The following is a 13,865-nucleotide window of genomic DNA, read 5'->3' on the forward strand; positions in this document are numbered from 1 at the left end:
CCCCCCGCGGGACAGCCGGCGGACCGGAGGGCGGCCGGGTCAGTACGTTGGTGACCGACGTTCACGGAAGGGGGGAAACGCCGGACAGGATCCACCACGACAACAGCCTGCTGTCCAGCATCGAGGACATCCTTTTCAGTAACCACGCGCGGATGTCCGCGCGCTCCAGGCCTGAACGGCGTCCGGCAGGACGTACAACCGGCAACCTCCTGACCTCCTGCCCTTGGCCGTCCAATGAGAACCGCTGAACAATAGCGTGAACTTCACGATCACCGTCGGTGTGCCTGGCACCAGTGCACCAGTGGGTCACACATGCGGAAAAGCCCGGGCTGAACAGCGGGAAGAGGCGGCGGCTTGCCCCGCGGGCTTGCCCCGGAGCGTGGCCCGTGTGAGCCGACGACGAACTTGACCGGGAACGGATCCGGTTATGTTAGCCCAGGACACTGCTTCCGGCGGGGCTCACTCGGCCGTGCGTTCCGCGGCTTCCAGCAGGACCTTGCGGAAGTTCCCCGTACTGGCCATCACTGCCCGTTGTTGACGGGCACCGTTTCCTTTGGCAAAGATATCCGCCACGGATTCCTCAACCAGCGCCCTGTCTCCGGTTTCGGCTAAAGCCGGGCCGATGAATTCCAGGAGAGCGTCAACGCATTGGTGCGCCGGAAGGGGCCGGTTCAGCGTCGGGTGGACCAGGTCATCGCCTACTCCAAACCTGCTGGCTCGCCATGAGGCCAGGCGAAGCATTTCGGCAGGAACTGCCGGGGCCGGTTTTCCATCAGCCCACTCCCTGGCCGCCGTTTCGACCAGGGCGCGCGACATGGCAGCCAAAGCCACAGCGTGGCCCGGTTCGGTACAAACATCCATGACGCGGATCTCCACTGTCGGATAGGTCTGTGAAAGACGGGCGTCAAAGTAGATCATGCCCCCGTCAAGGAGGACATCGCAGGAAAGCAGCATTGTCACCAAATCCTGATAGGCCTCGGCAGAACCGAAGATTTCGGTCGGTCCTGCTGTTGGCCACCGCCTCCAGACCTGGTAACGGAAACTTTCATAGCCGGTGTCCTTACCCTGCCAAAAGGGGGAGTTTGCGGACATTGCGATCAGGAGCGGAAGCCAGATCCTGATCCGGTCCAGGACGGCGACTCCCTCCTGGGGGGACTCGACCGAGACGTGGACGTGGAATCCGCACAGCAACTGCTCCCGCAGGGCCAGCCCGAATCGCTTTTCCATCGTCCGGTACCGGGGCGACTCGGACAGATGCGGCAATGCCGGCAGAGAAGAGGTGCCCACGGCGGCGATTCTGGCCCCGAACATGGTGGCCTGGCGGTTGGCCTCCGCCCGGCCCTCCCGAAGCGCCTTCGCCAGCTCAGGCAGACCGGTGAAAGGGGCGGATACCGCTTCAACCTGCTCCCGCTGCACCTCCGCGGTCAGTGAGTGGTCTGGTGCTGGCACCGCCCGGCTGCCAGGGGGCCGCGCTGTGCGCTTGGCCTCCTGAGCAGCCGCGCCTGCGAGTATGCCGGCGGCGACTGCAGCGTGCTCACCCGTTGGCGCGTCTACGAGCAGAAACTCTTCTTCGACCCCGAAGCTTCGCATAGAGCAAGTCTGCCCGAACCGCCGACATTCACCAACGCCCGGCACAGCCCTGCCCCTGGGCTACACAGCCATTCGAGCCCTCTCATGGGTCCTCTCAGCGTTGCGCGGCTGTGGACCGGGACCTCTCGCGGGTGAGCAGCAGGGCCAAGGCGATCATGCCGATGCCCAGCAGGAGGTGGAGCCAGTTGTCCGCGTTGTTGACCGGCACGAAATTCGCCGCGGTGTCATGGCCAACCAGGAGCCCGTAGATCCACAGGATCAGATAGACAATGCCGCCAAAAAGCAGGAAATTTTTGGCCTGCGTGCGGCTTCGGGCCATCAGCAGGCCAACAACGCCGAAGATCAGGTGCACAACGTTGTGCAGGACGGAGACTTGGAAGACACCCAGGAGCAGGGCCCCGGATTCATGCCCGGCATACAAGAGGGCGTCGTAATTGGTGGTCAGCCCGGGAACGAACCCCAGGATGCCGACAGCCAGGAAAACCGCACCGACCGCCAGAGCGGCCTTCTGCACGTTGGTCCGCTGCCGGGCTACGCGGCGGGTATTGGCCATTATGCACACTCCTTGCGTTGAAAGCTCCTAGTCTTGCCGGCCGCTTCACCCGACGGCTTCGCATGCCTACCCATATGGTAAGCATGATTACTATTACGAGGTAAAGGTAACAGGACAATTTCTGCATCTGGTTCCGGGGCCCGGGTATGCGCCGCCTTAACACCGGGGGCTCCCCATGCGCTCGACCTGCATCCGGCCGTCGTCCTCGGGACCTAAGACGCGACTTAGAGTGCACCACCGCATCCCCCGAGCCGACCGGAAAGAGGGGACGAGGACTGGAACCGGGGCGGGAGAGTGCTTGATTCGGGCACCGCTGGCCCGCTTCCCCGTTCAGGTCCTGTCCGGCGGGAAGTAGGGGGCGGTCCTTGACCGCGACCGGGGCGGGCGCCTGCGTGCTGGCCACATCCGCGGGTCGAGGGTCGCCTGGGTTTTCTTCCTTGATCGCCTGGATGATCTTGACGCCGTGAGGGCGGCGCCGGTGCAGTTGGGGACCGGGTCTCGGCCCGGCAAGTCTTCCTCCAGCTCCTCGCGCCGACGATGCCGGCTGCTGTCAGGACGGAGGGCGTTTGAGCTGCGCGGCGCGTGGGCTCAACTGTTCCCTGTCCGCCTGGAGCCCATCCGCCTGGCCGTCCAACCACAGCCTTCCCGGCCGTCCGGATGATGGCGGTAGACCGAGCCGAGGCATATGAGCACGTACCCGCTGGTGCCGCCCGTCCGGGTTGGGATGTCGGTCACGAACGGAACGTTGTCCAGGATGCTCCGCTTGGCCGCGCACTGGGCCGGGCCACGGGCTGCCGACAGCGGCCCCAGGGTTGGCGGCGTCGCCCAGTCCCCCGTGGGCCCGGGGCGGTGGCGCGGGCGGCGGATTCGTCCCCCGGCGATACTCGCCTTGGGAAGCAATGACTCAGCCATGGCCTTGCCCCGTTAAGCCTATCGGGTACCTTGGGGCTCTTTTGCTCAGCAAATCAAGCAGTTCTCCCTGATTCAGCCCGGAGGCTTCGCTGACCTCGCAGAGCGTCGCTTCGCCGGATCTCAGCAGAGACGTCGCCGAATCGCACAGGCTGACATAGGCTGCGTCAACGGCTGTTTCGGCTCTCCTGATCGCCTCGGCCAGTGCGCGCAGGTGTTCAAGTTCCGGATTCATCTCGTACCCCCATACCTTCGAAAGCCATTGTCTTTTCTGCGTATTAGTTACCCCTTGAGGGCGGACGCTAAGCATGCTTATCTTAAGTGGATATCCAGCCAGTTTGAACGGTCATGAAGTGGCCAGATGGGCGCGTCGGCATCAATGCCGCCGCTCCTTCCCAGCGCTGGCGGCGGTCCCGACTCCCGACGATGAGGAGGGCGACTTCGATGACCAAGACCTCCACCCCTACGGTTATGTCCATGGTGGCCTCCACCGGCCGGTACCGTGAGTGGAGAGTTGTTCTGGCGCCGAACCAGCAGGTGGCCGACCTGCACACAGGCAGCCCCTTCACCCCCGGCCTGGCGGTCATCCGGATCAGTGCCGCCGCCGAGGATGAACCCTTCACCGCCCTCCGCGTAGATCTGATCGGCAACGGAAAGAAGAACCGGCTCTTTCGCCAGTACCGCAACGACATACCCAACCCGGACTTCAGCATTCTGACGGCTCCGGCCTGGGTCCGCGACCTTTTCGTGGACGTGACCGGCGCACCGGAACTGATCAACACCTACGCCGGCCCGGGCCTCGGGGCCGCCGCCTACGTCAAGCACACGACACCGGACGTTCGCTTCCCGGCCCCTGATGCTCAGGGTCCGCGACAGGATCGGCAAGAGCCCTGACCCCGTTCCGGACCGGTGCCAGACCAGGAGAGCCCGCTGCGCCTGACGCCGGAACAACCGCTGGCCGCGGCCGTCATGCTGCTGGCCGGAGCGTAACAGGGTCCGAAGACTGCGGGCACCGAAAGTCGCGACTGTACCCATCCCGGCGTGGCCCGGGTTCTCTTCGGCAGCCCACGGCTGGCTTGCCGCCGATTGCCGCTCTTGTGGGATGCCGGGAGCAGAAGCAAGGATTGGTTATGGACGACGTACGGCGGACGGCGAGGATCCTGTTGCGGCGGAAGTCACTGGCCGTGATCGACCTGTGGATTTCCTATTGGAACCACGGCGGGTACTGCAGTCCTTTCGATTTGGATGCCTGCATCCACGAACTCTTGCCGGTTGAATGCTTCGACGAGGGCGCTCTTGCCTGCGCGTTGGATGATTTGTCGCTTGAAACAGCAGGCTGAGACTTCAGTCCCCGGGCTGGCGGACCGCGGCGGTCAGCCTGTCCCCGCCGCCGGAGGTGTCCCGCCCCCGTCATTCTTCCTGCAATCCTTCACCGTCCCGGCCGGGGAATTTCTCTCCGTCTCCGGCATCATCAGCACGGGCCTGTTGCGCGTGCAGGGGCAGATCCCGGCCCCGGAGTCCCTCTAGATCCGATCTCGGACGCCGCCCTGAACCTCCGCTGCGCACTAGTACGCCCCGGCGGACCCCAGAACGGGGATGATCTGAAGCGGATGGTGGCCGAAGCACCCCCGCTGGGTCTTTTCCGGAAGTTCCAGCACGGTATAGCGTAGGTCTACCATTCCGGTCCGCCGGGATGATGGGACGGCTCCTGCAGTGCGGGCCTCAGTGCAATGCTGGAGACTCTGATGCGCACCAAGTTGGATTCTGAAGCCGGAACCACCGCCGCCCGCTCCGCCACCCCGGAGCCGGGCAAGCAGCCAGGGGCTGCTGGACAAGAGGCCGGCACCCGGACGGGCGTCAACGACCATGCCTGGGAGCGGGAACACCGCCACCCGACCAAAGGACAATTACGGGCCATCGGCGCCCGGCGCCGGGACGCCGAAACGAAACTCGAACAGCATCAGAACCAGGCCCGGCAAAAGGCCGGGAAAAACCGTGCGAACGAGGACGGGTTCCCCCAGGACCGCGCCTGTGCCGCAATACCGAGCTCTCCATGCACGGCCAGCTGCTCAGGCTGCTGGAAGTTCGGGGGCAGCTCGATCTAGTTCACTTGCGTGCATTAGGGACCTATTGAACCGGGAGGTGCTGCAGTGCGCCAATCCGACGGCCGTCCGGTTGTGCTTGTATTGAGGGCGCTGAAGCTAGGCGACCTGCTGGTCGCCGTGCCCGCTTTGCACGCATTGCGGCGGGCATTCCCCGCATATCGGCTCTTGTACGCCGCCCAGGCCTGGCTGACAGATGCGGTCTCTCTGGTGGGCGGTTTCGAATTATTTCCAACCCATGGGCTCGACGTACCTCTCGCCCTGACGCCCGGCCAGGTGAACGTCGCGGTCAATATGCACGGCAGGGGTCCGGAAAGCGATTCCCTGCTCGAAGCCCTCCGGCCCCAGCGGATCATTGGGCATGCCTCCGAGCACCGGCCGGGGCCGCCATGGGAGGACGACGTCCATGAACGCCAGCGCTGGGTGCGGTTGCTGCAATGGCACGGCATGGACGCCGATCCCGGAGATTTTTTCCTGAACCTGCCAGCAGTTGGATCAGCCCGGCCCTCCGCTACGGTCGTCCATCCGGGAGCTGCCTACGGCAGCCGGCTTTGGCCCGAATCCCGGTTTGCCCAGGTTGCTGCTGCTTTATCAAAAACCGGGCATGATGTAGTTTTCACGGGCAGTGCCGCTGAGCGGCCGCGCGCCGCCCGGATTGCCGAACTCGCCGGTCTTGGCCAGGAAAGGGTGCTGGCTGGTCAACAATCCCTCGCCGGCTTCGCGGCAATCATCGCTGAATCCCGGCTCGTAGTGTCAGCCGATACCGGCGCCGCCCACCTCGCAACAGCATACGGGCGCCCATCGGTGGTACTTTTTGGTCCGGCTTCCCCGGATCACTGGGGCCCACCGCCCGGTCCGCATATAGTCCTGACAAGGGCGGAGCTGCGCAGAGGAGACACTTTTGCCTCCGAGCCAGACCCTGCCCTTCTTGGCGTCGAGGTCGCTGAGGTACTGGAGGCGGTACGCCGGCTCGGGCTCCTGTAAAGCCCCGGCGAACAGTCCTCCTGCCCGGCTTTTGGGGTGCTGCATCTTTGGCACTACTTTGCCGGCAGGGCGTTTCTGGGGACCACACAGGGGTACGGATGGTGTAACGGCAGCTGGCGCTGAGATCAGCCAGGTGCAACACCGTATCGAAAGGGCAACCGGCCCTGCGACCAAGGAGTCGGCTGTGGACGAACCGAGGATAGAGCCAGGTGGTGCCAAGGTCATTGGTTGGGGTGTAGGTCCGGTTCTCGAGAAACTGTCAGGAGTCACCAAGATCGCCGTACTTCGGGGCGGCGGCCTCGGGGACCTCATGTTCGCACTTCCCGCAGCTGCAGCCCTGCGGGCAGCGTATCCCGAGGCAGCGCTGACCTTACTCGGAACTCCCGGGCACCGCGAGCTGCTTCGGAGCACTCACTCGCCCATACAGCATGTGCGCATCCTGCCGTTTTCAGAGGGCGTCCGGCCAGGACCGGAGAATCCCGGCGAGGTCGACAAATTCTTCGACGAAACGACGTCCGAGCATTTCGACCTCGCCATCCAGCTCCACGGCGGAGGGCGGTTTTCGAACCCGTTCGTGCGCCGGCTGGGAGCCCGATTGTCCGCGGGACTACGGACGGCCGATGCCGCGGAACTGGATCGTTCGCTTCCCTATCACTACTACCAGCATGAGCCCCTACGGGCCCTGGAAGTCGTCGGCCTCGTCGGTGCTCCGCCCGTTGAATTGGAGGCACGCCTAAGTCCTTTTCCGGCGTTCGTACAAAAGGCCGAGAGCCTGCTTCACCCGTTCGTTCCCCCTCTGCTCGCCATTCACCCCGGCGCGTCCGATCCGCGGCGCCGCTGGCCGGTGGAGTTCTTCAGGCAGGTAGCGGCAGCTTGTGCGGCTGAGGGGTATACCGTCGTCGTGGTCGGCGCGGGTTGCGACAAGGACCTCGCCGCAAAAGTTGTCCCCGCGGCATCGTCCGGGCAGGTGAGGTCGCTGGCTGGCCTACTTGACCTGGGCACGTTGGCAGCTCTGCTGGCCCGCTGCACGGTGTTCCTGGGTAACGACAGCGGACCACGGCACCTGGCCCAGGCTGTAGGGACGCCGACCGTTGGACTCTATTGGGCCGGCAACCTCATCAATGCAGGACCGCTAGGGCGGGGGCTGCACCGGGCTCATCTCTCCTGGGTCACCCACTGCCCCAATTGCGATGTCGACGTGACCCAAGTGGGCTACACGGCGGCCCGCTGTCCGCATGACCCCTCACTGCTCAGCCCCATTCGGCCCGAAGACGTTCTGGCCGACGTCAAGACCCTTGCCCGAGCCAGTTTTGATTCACATTCCTGAACCCGCCCTGGCGAGTACTGGCCAGGTTGCAGCGCTTTCTTGACCCCACTGCGGGTGGCCGGGGACGCGAAGTACGGTGAGAGAACAAGCTCGGTCGGTCTCGCCTCACGCACCCACCAAAGGTTGACGATGCCCGCGCCGAGGACTAGACCATAAGTACCCTTAGTATGTGGTGCGGACTAAGTGAGGAGGAATTGCCATGACTGAGAAGCGGGCCAATGAGACGCAGGATGCCGCGGAGGTCAGCGAGACCGAGCTGCGGGAAATGAAGGTCGATGAGCTCCGCAGGGAAGCCAAAGACAAAAACATCAGCGGGGCATCGGGCATGCGCAAAGAGGAGCTCGTGAAGGAAGTCGGCGATGCGCGCTCCGGAGGGGCAACAGCAGATCACCCCGACTCCGGCGCGGAGGACCTGGGGGCCGGGCCCGACGGAGGCAGGATCCGGCACGGCAAGGATTCATCCAGCTCGTTGAAGTACTCTCAGGAGGTCACCTCCACCGAGGACGAGCCGGAACGCGAAGGGCGGAGCCTGGCAACAACCCACCACCAGGTGATCAGGCAGTGGGCAGAAGAGAGGGGCGGCGCCCCGGCCACAGTCGAAGGCACCGGTCACGGCGACCAGCTGGGCGTTCTGCGGATTGATTTTGGCGGTGAGGACAGCAATCTTCGGCGCGTCAGCTGGGAGGAATGGTTCAACACTTTTGATGGCCGCGGCCTGAATTTCATCTATCAGGAGCAGCGCACCGACGGAACGCAATCCAACTTCTTCAGACTCGAGAATCCGGAACGTGAAGACGACTAGGGCTGCTTCTGGTTTGCATGGCGCGATCATGGCCAGCTGGCCCGGACCGGCTGGCCGATCACAGCCTAAAGGGGAGCGCTGGGCGCTGGCTGCAGCAGAATAATTTCATCGCGGGGCTCCAGCTCCAAGGTGACGTCCGCTGCGGCAGGAGGCGTCTGCCTGCAGTAATGATCACGTCCTCCGGAGAGGAGGAAAGCCCGCCGCTTGCTCTGGACAGGAACTGGCCGTCATCGGTAGATTCGGACTCAGGCTCCGTCTCGCAGAGGCCGGGCCAGCCTTGCCGCTCGGGTGCAGGACCGGCAAGGAACGCCGCTATAGCCACATGGCGGCAAATATTGCACGTGCCGAAAGAAGGCCTTCGATGGCCCGCCTTGCACGAGGAGCAGTTCCTGAACCTGGCACCGGCCCCCGGATCCGAGGCCGATTGCCCGGTCACCTCCGAGGCTCTCAACAGGATGCATGTCAGGCGGTATCTCTTCGGTTCCACGACCTGGAGCCTGAGCAGCAGGTCACATTCCACGCCGGCATGCCCCGTTTCTGGGGCAATATGCACGCCTGCGGCTTGTGGATAAGGGGCGCTGGGGCAGAAGCCTCCGACCTTGCCGGCCCGCCCTCGGCGGCCTAGCCATGTCCAAGTACCCGAAACACCCCGCGCCCCGCCCGAAGCCTCAGCTGTGCTGCGACCGCTGCGGCACGGACTCTGATCTGTTCATCAGCTCCATCACGCCTCCTTCCCCGGGCTCCGGTGACCCGGTGATCGTCTCCTACACCTGCACCCGGTGCTGGGTGGCGTACCGCCAGGTGGCCGATCCCGCCGAGTTCGCCGGGGCCCTGAACGTAAATGAAGGACCACAGGACGTCCTCGTATTCGGCGGGCAGTACATCCACTGCCGGCAGGCCATGCGGGAAACCGGTTTGGGAGTGCTCTGCCTCGACGGCCGCACCGCCGACGAAAAATCCGGGAATCCACTGCAAGTGCGCCTCGAAATCCGTTTGCTTGAGTGTCCGTGCGGCTTCCGGCTGGTGCTCCCGGACGAGAGAACCTGACCGCAGAGAACTCCCGGTACTCAGGGCACGGCCCCTCCGAAGGACACCGGTCAAGGGGACACGGGTCCAGCGCGGTTCACCCCAGGGTGAGGTATGTCCGGGACATGGCCTGGGTGTGAACGTCACGGTCGACGATGAATCCCTATCCTGGCTGATCTGCCGGGCCGCCAGCCCCAAACACGGGCCCCCGCGGCCTCCGGCTGCACCCTTCCGTCACGGATCTCCGTGTCCGGCTCTCCCCCGCTCCGGCGTTTGTGTACCGGGGTGATGGAAAGCCAGGTCGGCGCGGATGGCTGGATTATGTGCTTCCGGGTTCGGAGTCCGACGGGGACGATCTTCCGTCACTCTGCATGGTGGTGCGAAACCTGAACCGGTCCAGCGGGCGCAGCCCTCGGAGGAGCCAGTCGGCACCCGCGCACATCACGAGAAATCCGCACACGCCGATGGCCGTGATTTGGGTGGGGATTCCCATGATGATCAGGGCAAAACCAAGCAAAATCGCCAGAACCCCGGTAACCCCACGTGCGGCCAAGCCGCGGGGCCGTCCGGACTGCAGTGCCAGGTTCAGTTGCGGGTCGGTTACGGCCAGGTCCTGCTCAATTTTTTCAAGTCGTCTGCGCTCGTCATCAGACAACGGCACGGGAACCTTCCTCCCCCGCAATTAGAGCCCAGAGTCCGGAACAATGACGCCCGTTCCCCGGTCCTTGGGCATTCGTGTTGGCGTTTTCTATTATCTGTCTCTTCCTGGACTCATTCCATGGGCTTCCGCTTCCTTCACTCTTCTCCGAGGGATCGTGTTTCCGTCTGCCCACGGGATCACTCGGGCGGATGCGCTCTTGAGAAACATGCCTGCTCGGCGTTGATTGGATCCCCTCGCAGGGCGACGGCGTGAACGCCGCAGGAAGACATGCCACGGAGCAGGGACATCGGTTGAGGGCCGGCTTTGTGGGGTGCTGAACATTCTCACGGTTTCACAGATCCAGGAGCTGTTCGGCAAAAGTAGACCGGCAGAGCCCGTGCCCCCGCTCGTCACCGGAGGGGGCCATCCGGCTGGCGAGGCGCGTGGACGGGCACAAGAATGGATCCTTGGTTCTGCGCCCGGGCCCCGGCCCTTCGCCGCTGCGAAGGCCGCTGCTGTCTCACACCGACGGGCTATTCCTCGAAGCGGGTCTGGATGTCGGTCTCGCCCGAGATCGAGGCGATGATGGATGCCGCGACGTCCCGGAGTTTGACGTTCCGGTGGTTGGAGGCGTTGGCCAGTATCCGGAAGGCGGCGTCCCGGCTGCACCGGTTTTGTGCCATGACTGCGCCGATGGCCATGTCGATTGTGGTGCGGGAGTCCATGGCTGCGCTGAGGTTGTCGTGCACCTCGCGCAGGTGGGCGATCCGGAGTGCCAGGCGCAGGGAGCCCGTTGCATGGGAGGCGAACGATTCAGCTTTGGCGATATCGGCATCGGAGAATCCGTCGGTTCGGGTGGAGTACAGGTTGAGCACCGCCGATGCTTCGCCGGCGAGATCCAGCGGGACCGCCAAGATGGACCCGATGCCTTGGGCCGCCACCGCACTGATGTAGTCGCCCCACCGGGTCTCGGCAGCCAGATCGGGAACATACAGGGTTCTGTTGTCCCGGAGGGCGGTCAGGCACGGGCCGTCGCCGAACCCGTTCTGCAGTTCGTCCATGGCGCGTGCCCGCGGATCGCTGCTGGCTGCCGCGGCGGGGTGTTTCCTCCGGATCGTGGTGACGCCGCACAGCACTCCGCCCGCCGCGGTGGAAAGCTGCATTGCGGCCATCGTTGCCAGCTCTGTCAGGAATTCCTCCACGTCGGGGCTGTCCAGCACCAGGTCCTGCAAGTCATATGCGAGGCGGCCGGCATCCTCTGCGGTGACCCCAAGGGTGCCCCCGCCGGGCGGCCCGGGTGTGCTGTTCATGGTGCTGCCTCTGTTCTCCAGGGAATCGACTCGGGCCGAAGTGCCCATCTTTCCTGCCGCAGTGCCCGCCGGTTTCGTAAGGGGACCTGCGGTTCCTTCGGGAACGTGGTCATAGCGGACCCTCACGATTGTTATCGGCGGCCATTTCAGCCATGGCGAGGAACACAAGCCGGACCTGCAGGGGTGAAAGGTCGCCGAGCTCATGGAGGTACGCGTCCAGGGCAAGTTCATCCTCGTCCCCGCCGATTCCGTAGTAATACGCCCAAAGACGATCAAGACTGATCTGTGCGTGCCGAAACCGGACAGCGGCGCACCGCCGGTGCTCGGATGTTTCACCGTGCTGCTCTCCGCCGCGGAGCCCCTCATTCATCGCGGTTGCGTGTCCTTGCCTTCATCAAGGCCACCCCTGCCGCCGGATCCCGGCTCCGCAACCAGAGGCTGGCCGGAGTGGGCGAGAATATCAGCGGCGATATCGTGCAGCCGCCGGGTGCTGTCCCGCGAAGCCAGCTGGAGAATCCCCATGGCCTGGTCCCGCCCGCACCGGTTCTGCACCATAATCAGGGCTATCGCCGCGTCGACAACCGCCCGTGAACGCAGCGCGGAACGCAGATGCTCGGGGTAGGGCTCCGGGAGATGGATCCGCAGTGCCAGACGAAGGATCGGGGACATGGATCCCGCGTGCTGCCTCACGGCCGCCACGAGACTCTCATCAAAACTTCCAGGAACCTTCGAGTAGCAGTTCAGTGCCGCCCGGGCCGGAGGCTCAGCGCCGATAGGCACCGCCAGCACCGACCGGATGCCTTCGCCCGCGACCACCCGAGCGTAGGAACGCCACCGCTCATCGGCGTGGAGATCCGGAATCAACACCTCATGCTGCCCGCGCACTGCGCTCAGGCAGGGCCCCTCATCGAACTCGTACTGCATCTCATCGAGCCGCCGGGCGGCATCTGTGCTGCTGGCCACCGTTGCGGGTCCGGCACCGCGCTCCACCGTGATGGCACACAGCATCGGATCCTCACCGCCCAGCAACGATGCCGAAATCGTCGTCAGGCCCAGCAGAAACTCGGTAAACCCCGGGCTCTCGAGCAGCAGGTCCTGGAGCTGCTCCGCCGTCGGTACCATCCCGTTCCCGGCCATGCGCGGCCCTGCTCCCAAGAACACCAAGGGAGCATCCCTGCACCTCTGGCTGGCGGCCATGCACTCTCGATCGCAACACGACCCCGATAATCAAACGGCCGGACCCCTGCAACCGCCCCGGCACCCTCTTCCACCGACACTACTCCCACCCGCCACCGGTGAACAGCACCTCATCCAGCGGCTAAACCATCCCGGTCACGATCCCACGCAGCGCGCGCGCCGCTCCCCCGGGGTGCCGCCCGCACGCGTCCCGGGCATTGACCGGCATCTGGATGCGGGTACAGGCACCAGGTGGCAGGGCCTGTCCCGGAGATTCAGGCAGCAAAAGGGGCCACCGGCAGCCCTGCGCGTAGGCGTGTTCTGGCAGGGAGTCTAAGCTGGAGACAGCGCATGGGCCCGTGAAGTTCTCCGCATGGAAGGGCAGCCTGCGGACCGGAGCCCGGAATAGGTGGACGATAAGCATGCCGCACGAACTCCCCCTGGATGAACTTTCCAGGGTCATTGCACGGATCCGTGGATTGCTCCTCACCGAGGAAAAAGTGGGCCGCGCCGTCGAACATCTCGCCCTGGCCATCAGGGACGCCATACCCGGGACCGTTGGCGCCGGCGTGTCCCTGATCGACGCCCGGGGGAACCGGACCAGCAGCGGATCAACAGACCAGATCGTACTGCGCGCCGACGCCCTCCAATACGAGCTCGGCAGCGGCCCTTGCCTCACAGCCTGGGCAGCCGAAGAAACCGTCTTCGTTGAGGACATCCGCAACGACCCCCGCTGGCCCGAATGGACTCAGGCAATCAGCAAACTACCCATCCGCTCCCTGCTGAGCGCCCCGCTACTTGCCGGACGCGACTGCATCGGGGCGTTGAAAATCTACTCCGCGGGGACCGGCACCTACAACACAGGCACCGCAAGGCTGCTGGAACTGTTCGCAACGCCGGCTGCAACACTCCTGGCCCACATCCAGGCAAACGAGACGCCCCACCGGATCAGTGACAGCCTGGCCTCAGCGCTCCACGGCAGGGATACCATCAACCGCGCCTGCGGAATACTGATGGAACGTCACGGGATCGGCCCCGAGCCCGCGCTGCAGATGCTCATGAGTCTGGCCCGGGCACAAAGCACTCCCCTGCAGCAGGTCAGCGCCGCCCTGATCGCCGGAACGCCCACACGCCGGGACTAGGGATCTCGTCATGGGTTTTGATCCACACGAACCGGAACAACGGCGAATGCTCCGCGCCGCCCTCAAAGCCGTCGACCTCCAACTTGGCGACCTCTGGCTCAAATACTTCAGCCTCGGCGGCGCCGCAGGCGAATACGAAGTCGAAGCCTACCTCCAGGGACTCCTGTCATTGCCGGTCCTCGAAAGAGACCTCCTGGCCATGGCCGCCAACGAACTCATCGACGACATCCCCCGAAGCCGCGCCCCATACTCCAGCGAACTCCAAGACGAAAACACGCCAGAACAACAAAACGCGCCGGACTCC

General features: G+C 64.6%; 17 protein-coding genes. 10 read left to right on the forward strand and 7 right to left on the reverse strand.

From position 1 onward, the window contains the following. Positions 1–459 precede the first annotated feature (459 nt). The 3 genes from B5X90_RS20450 to B5X90_RS21125 form a co-directional block, all read right to left on the reverse strand. Positions 460–1,590 (reverse strand): glutamate--cysteine ligase, encoded by a 1,131-nt coding sequence (locus B5X90_RS20450; protein WP_079555723.1) that lies wholly within the window; start codon positions 1,588–1,590, stop codon positions 460–462. A 94-nt stretch (positions 1,591–1,684) separates the two neighbouring features. Next, a complete protein-coding gene (locus B5X90_RS20455) occupies positions 1,685–2,143 on the reverse strand; it encodes a DUF4383 domain-containing protein (protein WP_079555724.1) in 459 nt (152 codons plus the stop codon). Between the two features lie 904 nt (positions 2,144–3,047). Beyond that, complete coding sequence (locus B5X90_RS21125) at positions 3,048–3,287, reverse strand: hypothetical protein (protein WP_143264853.1); 240 nt, start codon at positions 3,285–3,287, stop codon at positions 3,048–3,050. 209 nt (positions 3,288–3,496) lie between these two features. Here B5X90_RS21125 and B5X90_RS20460 point away from each other — a divergent pair, with 209 nt between their 5' ends. From B5X90_RS20460 to B5X90_RS20495, 8 genes are all read left to right on the forward strand, one after another. Continuing rightward, positions 3,497–3,946: a hypothetical protein gene (locus B5X90_RS20460; RefSeq protein WP_143264854.1), complete on the forward strand. Its 450-nt coding sequence runs from the start codon at positions 3,497–3,499 to the stop codon at positions 3,944–3,946. Between the two features lie 236 nt (positions 3,947–4,182). Continuing rightward, positions 4,183–4,392, forward strand: a complete 210-nt coding sequence (locus B5X90_RS20465) for a hypothetical protein (protein ID WP_079555726.1) — start codon at positions 4,183–4,185, stop codon at positions 4,390–4,392. After that, entirely contained in the window at positions 4,376–4,579 is a 204-nt protein-coding gene (locus B5X90_RS20470; RefSeq protein ID WP_079555727.1) for a hypothetical protein, read from the forward strand. Before B5X90_RS20465 ends, B5X90_RS20470 begins: the two co-directional genes overlap by 17 nt. Positions 4,580–4,797: 218 nt before the next feature. Then, positions 4,798–5,157 carry a hypothetical protein gene (locus B5X90_RS20475; protein ID WP_079555728.1) on the forward strand — a complete coding sequence of 120 codons (360 nt, stop codon included), beginning with the start codon at positions 4,798–4,800 and terminating at the stop codon, positions 5,155–5,157. A 45-nt stretch (positions 5,158–5,202) separates the two neighbouring features. Further along, positions 5,203–6,138 (forward strand): glycosyltransferase family 9 protein, encoded by a 936-nt coding sequence (locus B5X90_RS20480; RefSeq protein ID WP_143264855.1) that lies wholly within the window; start codon positions 5,203–5,205, stop codon positions 6,136–6,138. Between the two features lie 184 nt (positions 6,139–6,322). Beyond that, positions 6,323–7,465 (forward strand): glycosyltransferase family 9 protein, encoded by a 1,143-nt coding sequence (locus tag B5X90_RS20485; protein ID WP_079555730.1) that lies wholly within the window; start codon positions 6,323–6,325, stop codon positions 7,463–7,465. A 199-nt stretch (positions 7,466–7,664) separates the two neighbouring features. Next, entirely contained in the window at positions 7,665–8,267 is a 603-nt protein-coding gene (locus B5X90_RS20490) for a Rho termination factor N-terminal domain-containing protein (protein ID WP_079555731.1), read from the forward strand. 627 nt (positions 8,268–8,894) lie between these two features. Next, a complete protein-coding gene (locus B5X90_RS20495) occupies positions 8,895–9,314 on the forward strand; it encodes a hypothetical protein (RefSeq protein WP_079555732.1) in 420 nt (139 codons plus the stop codon). Between the two features lie 298 nt (positions 9,315–9,612). Here the strand turns inward: B5X90_RS20495 and B5X90_RS20500 are convergent, their stop codons facing one another. The 4 genes from B5X90_RS20500 to B5X90_RS20515 form a co-directional block, all read right to left on the reverse strand. After that, positions 9,613–9,954: a DUF3040 domain-containing protein gene (locus B5X90_RS20500; protein WP_079555733.1), complete on the reverse strand. Its 342-nt coding sequence runs from the start codon at positions 9,952–9,954 to the stop codon at positions 9,613–9,615. A gap of 512 nt (positions 9,955–10,466) precedes the next feature. After that, positions 10,467–11,243 (reverse strand): GAF and ANTAR domain-containing protein, encoded by a 777-nt coding sequence (locus B5X90_RS20505; protein ID WP_079555736.1) that lies wholly within the window; start codon positions 11,241–11,243, stop codon positions 10,467–10,469. 109 nt (positions 11,244–11,352) lie between these two features. Next, entirely contained in the window at positions 11,353–11,613 is a 261-nt protein-coding gene (locus tag B5X90_RS20510) for a hypothetical protein (RefSeq protein ID WP_079555734.1), read from the reverse strand. Continuing rightward, entirely contained in the window at positions 11,610–12,380 is a 771-nt protein-coding gene (locus B5X90_RS20515; protein ID WP_079555737.1) for a GAF and ANTAR domain-containing protein, read from the reverse strand. The genes B5X90_RS20510 and B5X90_RS20515 overlap by 4 nt, the downstream gene beginning before the upstream one ends. A gap of 461 nt (positions 12,381–12,841) precedes the next feature. Between B5X90_RS20515 and B5X90_RS20520 the strand changes: the two genes are divergently transcribed. Together B5X90_RS20520 and B5X90_RS20525 are read left to right on the forward strand one after the other, a co-directional pair. Beyond that, a complete protein-coding gene (locus B5X90_RS20520) occupies positions 12,842–13,561 on the forward strand; it encodes a GAF and ANTAR domain-containing protein (protein ID WP_079555735.1) in 720 nt (239 codons plus the stop codon). A 10-nt stretch (positions 13,562–13,571) separates the two neighbouring features. Further along, positions 13,572–13,865: hypothetical protein (locus tag B5X90_RS20525; protein WP_079555738.1), on the forward strand; the 294-nt coding region annotated here is incomplete at its 3' end.

This window comes from Arthrobacter sp. 49Tsu3.1M3 (genome assembly GCF_900168135.1).
Classification (GTDB): Bacteria; Actinomycetota; Actinomycetes; order Actinomycetales; family Micrococcaceae; genus Arthrobacter.

What these genes read in the sequence shown, in the direction of transcription:
- B5X90_RS20450 (WP_079555723.1), bottom strand. Translation starts at nt 1,590, where the DNA reads ATGCGAAGCTTCGGGGTCGAAGAAGAGTTTCTGCTCGTAGACGCGCCA.
- B5X90_RS20455 (WP_079555724.1), bottom strand. Translation starts at nt 2,143, where the DNA reads ATGGCCAATACCCGCCGCGTAGCCCGGCAGCGGACCAACGTGCAGAAG.
- B5X90_RS21125 (WP_143264853.1), bottom strand. Translation starts at nt 3,287, where the DNA reads ATGAATCCGGAACTTGAACACCTGCGCGCACTGGCCGAGGCGATCAGG.
- B5X90_RS20460 (WP_143264854.1), top strand. Translation starts at nt 3,497, where the DNA reads ATGACCAAGACCTCCACCCCTACGGTTATGTCCATGGTGGCCTCCACC.
- B5X90_RS20465 (WP_079555726.1), top strand. Translation starts at nt 4,183, where the DNA reads ATGGACGACGTACGGCGGACGGCGAGGATCCTGTTGCGGCGGAAGTCA.
- B5X90_RS20475 (WP_079555728.1), top strand. Translation starts at nt 4,798, where the DNA reads ATGCGCACCAAGTTGGATTCTGAAGCCGGAACCACCGCCGCCCGCTCC.
- B5X90_RS20490 (WP_079555731.1), top strand. Translation starts at nt 7,665, where the DNA reads ATGACTGAGAAGCGGGCCAATGAGACGCAGGATGCCGCGGAGGTCAGC.
- B5X90_RS20495 (WP_079555732.1), top strand. Translation starts at nt 8,895, where the DNA reads ATGTCCAAGTACCCGAAACACCCCGCGCCCCGCCCGAAGCCTCAGCTG.
- B5X90_RS20505 (WP_079555736.1), bottom strand. Translation starts at nt 11,243, where the DNA reads ATGAACAGCACACCCGGGCCGCCCGGCGGGGGCACCCTTGGGGTCACC.
- B5X90_RS20510 (WP_079555734.1), bottom strand. Translation starts at nt 11,613, where the DNA reads ATGAATGAGGGGCTCCGCGGCGGAGAGCAGCACGGTGAAACATCCGAG.
- B5X90_RS20515 (WP_079555737.1), bottom strand. Translation starts at nt 12,380, where the DNA reads ATGGCCGGGAACGGGATGGTACCGACGGCGGAGCAGCTCCAGGACCTG.
- B5X90_RS20520 (WP_079555735.1), top strand. Translation starts at nt 12,842, where the DNA reads ATGCCGCACGAACTCCCCCTGGATGAACTTTCCAGGGTCATTGCACGG.